Here is a 12,823-nt window from a genome sequence, read left to right as displayed (position 1 = left end):
CTTACAATCGTTATTAATTTTCAATTGCTTAATTAAAGACGGGGGAAATATGAAAATTCTTTTAAGTTTACTAAAATCATCTGTAAAAAAATTACTCTTATTTATAATGTTTAGTACTCCTCTTTTAGCACAACCTTCCGGAGGTCCTTATGGACCGATGACTTTGAAATACGATTTGCCCAAAGTAAGCGGTACGATTTATTATGTTTCTCCAAATGGTAATATCGGAGCTGAAGGAACAAGTCTCGATAACCCTACAACAATCGAGGAAGCTATTAAAAGAGCAAAAACCGGCGATGCCATTGTTATGCGCGGTGGTGTGTATCGAACTGGCAACCTGATATTCAATCAAGGGATAACAATTCAACCTTATAAGGACGAACAGCCAATTCTTAAAGGTACGTACGTCGCCGATAAATGGGAGAACCTGGGTAATGGTCTCTGGATTACAAAATGGGAACGTCTATTCCCTTCCAAACCACAAAGCTGGTGGCGCAGGGATCGTGAAGGCAAAAATACGCCATTGCATAAATTCAACAATGATATGGTTTTTGTCGACGGGAGATTCCTCCAATCTGCTGGATGGGAAGGCGAAGTGGACGAAAACAGTTATTACATCGATTACGAAAGAGGACTGGTTTATATTGGCATTAATCCCGAAAATCATTTAATCGAAATTACAGCTTTCGATGCGGCGTTTATTAGAACAACCAAAGAAATCAATGGAAAGACTCCAGATAAAAAAGGTTTTAAACTCAGAGGCATTACATTGACGCAATATGCATACCGCGCCATCGAAATCGAAGGCAAAGACCCTGAAGGTTTGTCTAATGAAAAAGATCATGGAAAAGACGTCGTCGGTACAGTTATAGAAAATTGTACAATTACTTACTGTTCGCGCGTAGCTGGATATTTCCGAGGCGATAGTCTCGTAATTCGCAACTGCTTAATCAGCGACACAAGCACGGAGGGAATCTACATCCTCAGTTCTTCTGACGTGTTATTAGAAAAGAATATTATTAAACGAAACAATATTGAACAAATCACCGGCTACTATCCGGCAGCAGTAAAAATATTTAATCAATGTTATCGGGTAACATGTAATGATAATCTTGTAATTGACCATCCATACTCGAACGGAATATGGTACGACGTAGGTAATGTAGACGGCGTTTTCATAAATAACTGGATTGAAAATATCGGGAACTTCAAATCGCCTTATTCAATCGAACAACCGTGGCCGAGTAACAACGGTTTTTTCTTCGAAATTTCGAAGGGAGCCATTTGTGCAGGTAATGTTTTCGTTAATTGCGACCACGGCGTCTGGGCGCTCAACAGCTCAAATGTGAAGTTTTATAATAATACATTTATAAATAGTATGGCATGTATTTCCCGCAATGCACGAAGCGCTCAGGGCGACCATTTCGGATGGCATCCAAGCACAGGCCCTGATGTAGACGAAAGAGTGGGACACGAATTCGTTAACAATCTATTATATGCCGACGAAAGTTACAACAGACCTTTGCTTTATATATGGCAGCCTGCAACTATTTGTGATTCCATTAATGATCCTCAGGTATTAAAATTGGATTATAATGTTTATATTCATAAGTCAGTCGACCCACACAAACCGGCTTTTATCTGGAGTCCTGCTAATAACGAACGCTGCCAATATCTATTTGATTCATACGATGAATTTGCAGTTGCATTTCCACAATACACAGAGCATAGTAAATATTACAAAAACTATAATGGTCCGTTGTTCAAAAATATAGAACTACATAACCTTGAACTCTTAAAAGAATTTCCTGCTGCAAAGGCCGGTACGGAATTGCCGACTTATATTGAAAAGTTAATCGGGAAAAGATACAAAGCCGTTGGAGCTTATATTGCAAAATAATAAAAAAGCAGGCTGAAAGTGGCTCAATACCAATTCAGCCTGTTTATTATTTCTCACTTAATTAACTCAGTAACTGATTAAATGAACATTACTTTTCAATATTAATTAAATATACTGCAAAAAGAGCTATCCTCTCAGGAGCCTGTGCTTTAGCTATAATAATAAGTAATGTAAGAAAGAGATTACAATTCCTGCTGCAATTAGATATTGAACTTTATTGATCATAATTACTCATTAAAATAACCTGTTCTTTCTGTAAATATCTTTTCGTTTTTGTCTTTAATAATCGTTAGAGTTCCCGTTATTTCAGGTCCGTTTAAAAGTGTTTTATCATTAATTCGTACTTTTTCTCGTGGTCCTCTATCCTTGTTGAGATTCCACATATATTCACCCTGAGCGTCAATATAAATTCTTTTCATCGTCAGTTTCAGCTGATTACCACACAACTCGCCAACGAGATAATCGAGTGTGTTTACTATTTCTCTTCCCCACGACGAACCGTGAACAATCTGCCATATACCTTCTGACTGAAGAATTGTAACGTCGTGAAATTCACCAGCAAGATATAAGTCGACATTATAATCTCTCAAAGTTTTATAGAATTCACTCTCTTTTCCTCCATTGAGCATCAATTTACTGGAGGAACGTGCATTAATATTCCCCCATATCGGAACATGCCCCTGTACAATTTTGAATTTTGCATCTTGATTTTCGCTCAATACCTTTTTTAACCAGTCGAGCTGTTCTCCTATAACTCCAAGATTCATAGTGTCTGATACGACTTCAAATGTTTCTACAGTTATCAATAACAAATCATTTTCCCTGTAATAATATGCCAATCCTTTTTTCCCTTCGGGACCATTTTGAGGCATGTCAAGAATTTTCCGGTAAATCTCTTCAAAATAGGGGATCAATTTAATTTTTTCGGGCGGCCAGGGATCGTCGCCCAATTCATGATCGCCCACAGCTGTAAAGTATTTTAAGCCGTATCGGTTGAGTCGTCGTACCCATCCAGAATAGTAAACAGTGCCCATATGTTCAACGCATTGAGGACTGTCCCACCAGTGGCCATTGACAAGATCACCAGCAATCAATACAAAATCGGGATTTTCGTTTTTAACCTGAGTCAGAAAATAGTCAACCGCAGTATCATAATCTGGCCAGGGCTCCGGTATATCGAAATTGAAAAAGTCCGGGAAACTGACAAACTTCAGAGTATCACAATCATTAATGTTTTCATTACTCTCTGCGCCTGTAGAGTTTACAAACGAAAATAATATTATGGTTAATATAAAAACTTTTGTAGCTCTCATATCGTTGCTCTTCTTTGATTGAATATTAACGACGGCAAGTATAAAAAAATATTTCGATAAACGCTCGAAATAGAAAGAGAAATAGTGGAGTTTAATTATTGTAATCGATACTGATAGTTAATTATACTTATTCGCTCAACTCAGAAAAAATCAAACAGGACACTATGGAATCAACATAGATGAATTTTATTAAGTAGAGTTGTTAAAATTTCATATCAACAGAATCATTTTTCTTATTTCCGATTTGCCATTATAAAAAATACCGTAGTAGTATATTCTCAAAGCAAATTAACTCGCATACCATTCGATGCTCTGTTTGCCCTCGTGCTTATTTCCACTATAAAGTAGTACTCTGCCTAAAGCATCAATAACAATAATTTTTACTTCGCCAGCTTCAGGGATATAATAGTCGATATTCGTAACAGCATTGAACGGATTCGGATAGTTCTGTTTAAGATAAAACTTGTCGATTCTTTTTAATCCTTTTTCACTTACAGAGGTTATTTTTTCAGTGGTATGGTAACGTCTATGTTTTTATTGTTGTTCGGATTTGTTACCATTATTCGTAACGAATCGATACTGGAAGCATAAACTTCGTCGGGTATTTCGAATAAGATCTCGTTTCCTGAGTAGGGATCTGGTTTTATATTCCGTTTAAATACTACGATAAAATTTGTATCGCCTTCTGCTTTCACATAAACGATATGGTCAACGGCGGGGCTATCTGTGGCAAATTTAATTTGAATTTCTCTGTTGTTATAAAAATCTGTGGTATCTAAGGAGAGGATAAAGTTATAATTTGCCCGTGTTATTTTATTGATATTTATAGTAGGAAAAAATTTTTCCTGCCACTTAAGCGTAGAACCAGCTGGTAGAACTGCTGGTTCAAAAAATTCATGTGAATTGCCAGCCCATAATTCCACATAAGGTCTTCTCATATTTTGCGGATTAACAAGTGGATTGATACTTTCATAATCGTCGTATTTCCATGCCCAGATTTTTGTACCAGGAGTAATGTTATTATCAGCAATCCTTATCAATCCCTCTTCGTTGTTGCGATTTATTGCTCCCCAGTAATTACGATTTTCGTCATCCCAGATATAAGCGATGCCGTCGTTTGTCCAATTTTTCCAAAAACGTAATTCCTCGAAGTAATAGATGCCTCTTTGACCAATCACTTGTTTTTCTTGTCGAGCAATGTCAGGATACCAGGAAGGTATTTTAATTTTTTCGGCAGGGACAATTATTTCAAGACCGCCCGTACAAAATGTATTATCTGGCGTTGAGCCTGGCGCTAGTCTCATACATGTCCAGTATTCATACTCAATGTCTTCACCTTTATTATTCTTAAGTACTACTTCTGTATTAAGAACTGGCATTCCTTTAACGAGTGTAATGATATAATCGCATAGGATATCGGTCATACCGTATTTCCACTTATACGGATCTGCATCTTTAAATTGAATTGTATCCCACCACCTAATAACGCAACTTATGCTGTCCACAGATTGATGAAGAGTATCAAAATCCCAGGGTAAGAATCAGGTTTTACCATGCTCTGGCTCAGTTAATGTAGGGAATATGCCACCATAAACCATCAACCATTTCTAATAGAACCAATCCTGACCAACTCCATACGGTACACCAACGGGATTTCTGTATAGCTGTTCGTGTCCTGTTGGTTTATATATCATGGAAAGTTTTCTTACTACAAATTAAGGTACCAATAAAATTTTTAAATAATCGTTTTCGAGGATAAAAGCATTTAATTTAATTGATACTGTATCGAATGGCTCTTGTGAATAGTATGCAATCGTATAATCGTCATTAAGGTTGTACTTGAATGTATACCATGTTATAACTGTATCTTTCAGTATAACTTGTGCCTCGATAGTAAAAATTGTTAATAGAAAAAAAATCGTGGTAAAAAATTTCATTGCGCCACTTATATGCCGATTATTCGCTGATTTTATAACTATAAATTGAACTTCTTGCAACGATATAAAGCTGATTCTTTTTATTGTCGACCACCACATTAGTTGGTCTTTCTGGTACTTTAATTCTTTTCAGCAATTTACCAGTTTTATCGTAGACGTAAACATCGCCTGCAGGAATGTAGACATTTCCTTGCGAATCGACTGCTACGTCGAGTTCTCCCTGTTCTGCAAATAATTCAGGATCGGTAAGCATACCGTTATTCCTGACTTTGAATTTCCAGGTTTTTTGACCGAATTCATCTGCCATATAAAATTCTTTACCGGGAAATGCGAGTCTGAGCGCGACTGCTCTGTTAAGGTCATTGTACTTTGGAATAATCAACGTACTGTCTATCGAAATAAAATATTCTTCGAATGGATTGTTATTATTTCGGAAATAGATAGTATATGAAGAATGGCTATATGGGTTGCAAGCAATGGAATCTGTTGTAATCGTCAGGAAATCGTGTTCGTCCCGCCATAGATGAGATGGGTGCGCAGCATATTGAGGCTGTATAATTCCAGGTTTAATTGTTTTCAAGGGTAAAAGGTTTTCATCAGTTCTGTCTAAGTTTGTACTATAAACTCCTCCTGAAGTTGAAGTAATTATTAAATTGCCACTTTTATCAAAAGCAAGAGCCAATGGCTCAAATGTTAAATCCTTAACGGTAGAAAGTGTGCTGTCATTTGCCGACCATTTATATATCCTCTTAAAACGTGAATCAGTAAAATAGAGGTTGCCTTTTTCATCGAGAGTAGCACCAGCAATAAATTCAAAACCGCCTGTCAACTTTACTAAGTTGCATTTTTTATCTGGCGATTCAGTGCCTTTAATTAAGAGTCGTGCAATTTCTCTTTCACGAACGTAAATTTTTTTATTTACATCATACAATGTATTGTCGTATGAAAATACTGTAGGGCTGTAAACGTGTATGCCGCGGAAGTCAATATTTTTGCTTTTATTTACAAGGATGCCGTACGGATATGGAGTTTTAATTCTAATTACCCTATAGAGATAGAGATTCGCAAATAATAAATTTGATGAGTTTTCAATTTTCAATGGGAGCGCTTCGGGGCTTTCGGCACTCTCTTCTTCCATCTGTAAAGCATAAATTTCCCAATTAGAGACGTTCTTAAAAATAACTTCATTGCGTACGTGATGCTCCACAGACATAGCATAAATTTTACCCGGTGTAGAAGTCTCGGAAATGTAGACACCTGCTGTTGCGTACGTATTCGGTGTCCAGATATCTTTAAATATTCCTCCACCTCCATTGGTAATCCACAAACTCCAGTATTGTTTATCCCAGTCCCAATCCTTCAAAGGATCTCCTGTTCTGTATTCATTATAAATTGGGACGTACTTACCTGAAACAGTATAAGTACCGTGTCCACCAAGAAGCCGTACGTCATTCATTAATGATTTACTCCCTGCCATCCACTTTACTGCAACTGCTCTGTTGTTATATAGACCTGGATCGATACCTAAACCAGTCACTATGTTATTCCCACCTTTTGAAGTTTCCACTAAAGCAATTGGACTGCCTTCACGATTGAATTCAGGTGATTTTTCTTCTAAAACTATTTGTGTAGTAATAGGATTCAAGCCGATTAAAACAGTATTATTCTTTAGCTGGATAGTTTCTTTAACTTTATATCTACCCGAAGGGAAATAAATAACATCATATTTTGAAATTGCTTCTTTGATAATTTCTGTGTCGTCATCAATTCCATTCCCCTTCGCTCCGAGTCTTTTGATATTTACCCAGTCTTTTTCTTTAGGAAGTGGAGGAATTTCTTTAGTATAGTTTATTAAGGGCTCATTTTCATTGTCATATTCAAAGAGTGTCTTGATTTCAGATCTGGCAGATAGACTATCGATTTGAAGTCCATGTATAAAATTAATTATCCGAAATTTTTTATCGGGCACTTTTATTGTCTTCCCACTTTTTCTAAAAAATGCAATAGTATCAACATTTATACACAATACATCTTTCAAATTATATTGCGCAGTCGAATTATATTCTTCGCTAAGTGTAAGGAGTGTGGCGCGGATGTTTTCAAAATAAGAATGGGTGATGAAAAGTTTTTCTGATCTATCTGGATTAACAGTAATTGCGTTATATAAATTTTTGAAAACAGAATTAACAATAGTAAGACCGGCTTCTTCAGTTTTAATTGCGGCATTTTTCTGATTTTCGAAAGTACAATCTATGATAAGAAATGGCCAGCTTGGTGAGGTTTTAGTTGCAATAATGCCATATTTCCCATCCACGAAGCTACAATCTTCAATTTCATTACCAATCTCTTCAATGCCTGCCAGAGCATTACCAACATAAAAGTCGACATGTGAAATAAAAGAATGCTGTGCAAAATGCGATCGAACAGCAACTGCTGAAGAATTGCCATCTTTTATTACAATTGCAACATTACTCAGTGCACTGTAAAACGTCCCAGGATTGGCATCAATTATTTGTTCTCCCTCTAAGGGTTTATTGCTAGCAAAATGAAACAGATATTTATGCTTAAGGTTGCTAAAACCAGGCGTATTTTCCTTAAGAACAAAAATAGGTTTTCTTTTGCCAATACCAATTACTCTTATTCCTTTCCAGATATAGACGGTACTCGAAATTTCATACTCACCTTCGGGAATAAAAACGATACCATATTTAGATTTTCTTTCGACCTCGTCGATTGCCTCCTGCAGTGCTTTTGTATCATCCCCTTCTGCATCTGGAGTCACATCAAATTTATCCGGCGTTAAATAGACTGCAAGTGAATCGAATAGATACGGTGGATAAAATGATTCTGACATTTTTTGTGGATGAAGTTGAAGTGTAACAAAAAAAAATGAAAGAATGGTGAGTATAATTCTTTTGCCGCTCATTGCCTCTCCCGTTATTAAAAAAAGAAGATAGAAAAATTCAGGGCGCCCAATAAATTGAGCGCCCCGAAATGGAGGCTATTTAAGTAATGTCATTTTCTTGACCTGGATATTATTTTCCATCTCAAGCTTGTAGAAATAGATACCAGCAGGTACATTGATTCCCGCGGAATTTTTTCCATCCCATGTTACAAAATGACTGCCTGCATTTTTAACTTCGTCAACTAAAGTAATTACTTTTTCTCCGAGAAGATTGAATACGTTTAATTTAACGTAGCCGGATTTGTTCAAATTGAATCTGATAATTGTAGAGGGGTTGAACGGATTTGGATAATTTTGCAACAGTTCGAAATTATTCGGAACACTCTGTGAATTTTCTTCTACACTGACCAATCCAGGATAATAATTCAGATCACCCAGCGGAAGACCGTCTGTTCCTACCAAGCCAGCGTAAGATTTGAAGTTCTCTGGAAGTGGATATGGATTGAGCAGGCGATAGAACTGTGGATCTGAAACCTGGTCTGCATCCCAGTCCCATTCGTGTGTAGAACCGGCTCTTATATCTTTACATACTTGAACTAACTTTGCAGTAGCTTCAGGAAGTTTTGGGAAATCGTTGAACATCGGGTCCTGATTCCAGGTATTTTCTTCAACTAAACCTGGCCATTCGGTATCATTATCAAACATGGCCCTGGTACAGCTGTTCATCCATAACTGAGCTTTAACGCTATCATTACTAGCCCAATAATCCTGTAAGTCCTGTGTGAAATAATAAAGATTGTTCTTTACAATAATTTCTCTCTCGCTTTCTGGAATTGTGTACTCACCAGGTTCGCCCAGTTCATTTGCTGCAAGTGTATCAACATTAATAAGACCATATTCAAGATGGTCAGGGTCCTGTCCTTCTTCTTCCTTTTCGGTTAAAGAAAGTGCACTTACATTATAGAAAATATTATTGGTAAATTTTGCTTTGAGCCATTGGGTTTCATGGAAAGGCCATTTCAGCAGGTTCACAAAAGTACAGTGATCAACTTCAATATATTGAACAACATCTGGCGGGAATATAAAGAAGCTGTTCGATTGGAAATATGTACAATTTTTGGCAACAAAGGTGTCAACAACACCTGCCTGTTCAAAGAAAAATACAAATGTTGTCCATTGGTCACCAGGGTTTTGTTCATTACGAGCATGCAGATTATTTATGAACCAGCTTGTATGTGGCTGAGCAGTTGCAATGGCAGACCATCCATTATAATCGAGCCATACGCCGTCAAGCGTTACAGTCACAAAAGAATCCTGAACGGCCAGCGCCTGTCCAAATCCCCATCCTCTATTTTGACCGCCTACATCAATACCTGCAAGCCAAACATTTTTAATAGTAATGTCTGCCCAGGTATTGATCAAATTCATTGTAGCTGTTCCACCATCTGCTGTTACATTCGATAAGATTTTCGGTGGGGCTTTTTGTGGATCATTTTCTACTGGAGGATCAGCAACTATCTTAACTGGATTCTTTAAATCGACTGCCTTATCTACTATATAGAAATTTCCTCTTTCAAGTTTATAAACAGAATGCAGTTGCTCACCTGCAGCGTTAGTGTCGGCTACAATATAATCGATTAGTGAATTTACATATGGCTCGCCATTAGATTTGTTTGCTGGAACATAAACTGTATCTGTCTGCTGTGCAAGTGTTACTCCCCCATAGAGTGTTAACATCAAAATAAACAGTAAAAGTTTTTTTAGTTTCATTGTACCTCCTAATTGATTGGTTTGTTATAGTATTTAACTGGACAATTAATAATTTTGCTATTTATCAAAAGACCTCCTTAAGATTAATTGAGTGAATAAGTAATACCAAGATCAGCTGTCAGACCGTAATAACTTCTATAGCTGAACCATCCCGTACCGTAATTTGATGTCTGGTCCACTGCTTTGGTCAGATTATTGATATTAAAGTAAATCTGCAGACCATCAACTGGTAGCATTTGTCTTACCTTCACAGTCCAGAGTGTGAGGGGATCGGTTGTTTGTTGTAACTCTTTGTACCAGTTGTCAGCACGGAATACGTCGGATTTGAACTGAGCTGAACCACGCACTGAAAATCCTTTGTAATCGAATCCGACGGTAAAATTGAAAATATGCGTAGGTTGGTCAAGAAGACGTGCATTATAACTTCCGTCGCCAGTGCCAACTATTTTAGGTATTTTAATAGGTCCTACCTGTACATATTGATAAATAGGCACTGTCCTAGGATACTTGAGATCGGAGTTGGTATAAGTGTAATTGACGTTAATAACAAGTCCACGCCAGATGCCAGGCAGAAACCAGAAATTCGATTGCCATTCTGCTTCAATACCCCAAAGTTTTGCAGTGTTTGGATTGTTGATAAATCCGTTAATTTGTCCGCCTGGTTTTACACTTTCCGGCCATTCCGGTTGTAAATAAGAAGAATCGGCAATCCATGTTGTAGTGCCGTAAATAAAACCTTCGATTTGCTTGTTGAATACGCCAAAAGTTAACAGTCCCAACTTATCAGAGTAGAACGATAAGAAGAGATCTAAATTTTTTGCTTCAGCAGGCTTCAGATTTACATTGTTCCAGGTAATACTGTTGCCATAGGTAGTCCAGGTGGGTATTATTCTGACATAATCGGGACGAGATAGAGTTTGTGTGTAGCTGGCTCTGATATCAAACCAATAGTTAACCTGATACTTTAGATGAACCATCGGGAGCAGATACTCATTCTTCCGTGTTGAAGTGTATGGAAAGTAAACATAAGGATCGGTATCTCTTCCCGGACTGTTCGACCTGTTAGCAGTATATTCTGTTTTGTTATACTCATATCTGAAACCCGGAATAAATATCACTTTGTTGCCACCCAAAGTGATCGTAGGCATTATATATGCGCCAAAATAATTTTCGTAACCGTAATAGTCATTTGAAATTGAAGGTACATAGTCATAATAAACTGTTTTTCCTGTAGGAATACCACGCACACTTGTTAGATTTTCAATTTCGTGATAAACATCTACCATTGTATTTTTATTGGGAACACGACTTATGGTATAATCAACACCTGCCTTAAAATCACCGGCATTGTAATTCCTATCTATAAAAGGAGCATAAGGAAAATCTCCAGCAATATCATAGTTTGTTAATCCAAATCTATCTTTAAGATATAGCCTTACAATGTCGAGGTCATTCCAGGCAATTGGGATTTCGCTTTGCTCATAGTCGTACTTTTTATATTTATGTTTATATTCACCGCCGAACTTCAGTTTTAAATCTGCACTACCAATCTTAAATCCAAACTCGAAATTTAAATTTGCAGCCTCTTCTTCTTCGAGCATATCACTGCTGCTCTTAACAAGTCTATTAAGGTATGTCTTTGTGGTATCATTCAAAGCTTTAGTAACAATATCAAAAGGATAGATCTGATAATCGTCCCACGTCCAGTTTCTTACGAACGCATTTGCTTCTTGAGCATTCATCGAAATTTGTTCGGGTAATTTATTTGATGATCGGGAATAACTTACACCACCTGTTATTTTTACGTTACCAATAAATTGTTCAACGTCAAGAGCGTTAATCATTGTGTGTAAGTCACGTTCTGAATAATTACCATAATAATTATGATTTCTTCCAACAGCGTCAAAATTTTCCTGTCGCAAGAAGGTGTTGATATCGATTTTATTCAATGTGTTCGACAACTTAATTTTTGTGGTTGCTGACTCATAATCGAATACGAGTACTCCGCCCATACGTTTATTGACGCGATCGATATCTTCCAGATTTAAACTGTTAGCTAAAGTAATAGTATCGTGCTGCATTTGGTAGCCCGCGCCTGCGCTGTTATTGCTTCTATCTGTTCTTTCAAGATTAATCTGAGTAAACACACCGAGTTTATCGTCGAAGAATCGTTTACCTCCACCCAGTACATAATAATAATTGCCAATTTCGTCGCGTAAACCGTTATAACCTCCCTGAGCTGTAAAATTAAACGACGGTTTTTTGGGAGCTCCTTTCAAAATAAAATTAACTGTACCACCCAAGTGATCGGCTTCCTGGTCAGCCATTGCTGTTTTACTGACTTCAATTCCCGATAGTATGTAAGGTGATATCATACTCAGATCGACGCTTCTGTCTGCTTCACCTGTGGCAGCCATACTAACACCGTTCAATTGAATTTTATTGTACTGAGGCGACAACCCTCTAATTACAACTTTGCTACCTTCGCCTCCTTCACGTAACAAAGATATTCCGGGCAAGCGACCAACAGCCTCTGCTGCATTTGCTTCTGGAAGCTCTTCAATCTTGGCTGCTGATACTATATTCTTCACAGTTAATGCACTTTTCTGCTGGTTAATTGCCTGTACCTGTCCTTCAGCTTGTGCTGTTATTAATATTTCCTCTCCTTCAAGAACCATGTATTCGAGTTGTGCATTAAATTCGAGAGTCCTGTTGTCGGGGACTTCAATTTCGTACTGCTGGGATTTATAGCCCAGATAAGAAATTTGAAGCGTATATTTTCCAGATGGAACAGCGATAATCATATACTCGCCTTCAATATCGGTTGCCGCTCCAAGATTTGTATTTTTTAGAATTACATTTGCTCCAGGTATCGGTTCCCCCGTCCCCTTATCGGTCACCTTGCCCCTGATCTTTGAACTTCCATAAATAATACCGTGGATCAATAAGAACAGAAGTAACGGTATCATAAGATAGTTTTGTAACCTCTTCATAAGCC

8 protein-coding genes are annotated in these 12,823 nt (G+C 37.4%); 1 reads left to right on the top strand and 7 read right to left on the bottom strand.

Translation table 11 applies throughout. The features are described 5' to 3' along the window. Positions 1-49: 49 nt before the first annotated feature. Positions 50-1,900, top strand: a complete 1,851-nt coding sequence (locus ACSSV9_RS13420; protein WP_437347772.1) for a right-handed parallel beta-helix repeat-containing protein — start codon at positions 50-52, stop codon at positions 1,898-1,900. A gap of 227 nt (positions 1,901-2,127) precedes the next feature. Here the strand turns inward: ACSSV9_RS13420 and ACSSV9_RS13415 are convergent, their stop codons facing one another. From ACSSV9_RS13415 to ACSSV9_RS13385, 7 genes are all read right to left on the bottom strand, one after another. Then, a complete protein-coding gene (locus ACSSV9_RS13415; protein ID WP_437347771.1) occupies positions 2,128-3,213 on the bottom strand; it encodes a metallophosphoesterase family protein in 1,086 nt (361 codons plus the stop codon). Between the two features lie 288 nt (positions 3,214-3,501). Then, entirely contained in the window at positions 3,502-3,684 is a 183-nt protein-coding gene (locus ACSSV9_RS13410; RefSeq protein WP_437347808.1) for a T9SS type A sorting domain-containing protein, read from the bottom strand. A gap of 29 nt (positions 3,685-3,713) precedes the next feature. Then, positions 3,714-4,718 (bottom strand): DUF5107 domain-containing protein, encoded by a 1,005-nt coding sequence (locus ACSSV9_RS13405; protein WP_437347770.1) that lies wholly within the window; start codon positions 4,716-4,718, stop codon positions 3,714-3,716. 210 nt (positions 4,719-4,928) lie between these two features. Continuing rightward, positions 4,929-5,150, bottom strand: a complete 222-nt coding sequence (locus tag ACSSV9_RS13400) for a hypothetical protein (RefSeq protein WP_437347769.1) — start codon at positions 5,148-5,150, stop codon at positions 4,929-4,931. A gap of 19 nt (positions 5,151-5,169) precedes the next feature. Beyond that, positions 5,170-8,076, bottom strand: a complete 2,907-nt coding sequence (locus tag ACSSV9_RS13395; RefSeq protein WP_437347768.1) for a glycosyl hydrolase family 28-related protein — start codon at positions 8,074-8,076, stop codon at positions 5,170-5,172. Positions 8,077-8,151: 75 nt separating this feature from the next. Continuing rightward, on the bottom strand, positions 8,152-9,825 hold the full coding sequence (locus ACSSV9_RS13390; protein WP_437347767.1) for a T9SS type A sorting domain-containing protein: 1,674 nt from the start codon (positions 9,823-9,825) through the stop codon (positions 8,152-8,154). An 83-nt stretch (positions 9,826-9,908) separates the two neighbouring features. Beyond that, entirely contained in the window at positions 9,909-12,818 is a 2,910-nt protein-coding gene (locus tag ACSSV9_RS13385; protein WP_437347766.1) for a TonB-dependent receptor, read from the bottom strand. Positions 12,819-12,823: the final 5 nt, after the last annotated feature.

Source organism: Melioribacter sulfuriphilus, from assembly GCF_051488685.1.
In the GTDB taxonomy this organism is placed as follows: Bacteria; Bacteroidota; Ignavibacteria; order Ignavibacteriales; family Melioribacteraceae; genus Melioribacter.
Note: the sequence above shows the minus strand (reverse complement) of the source record. Positions and strands in the feature narration are given on the sequence as shown.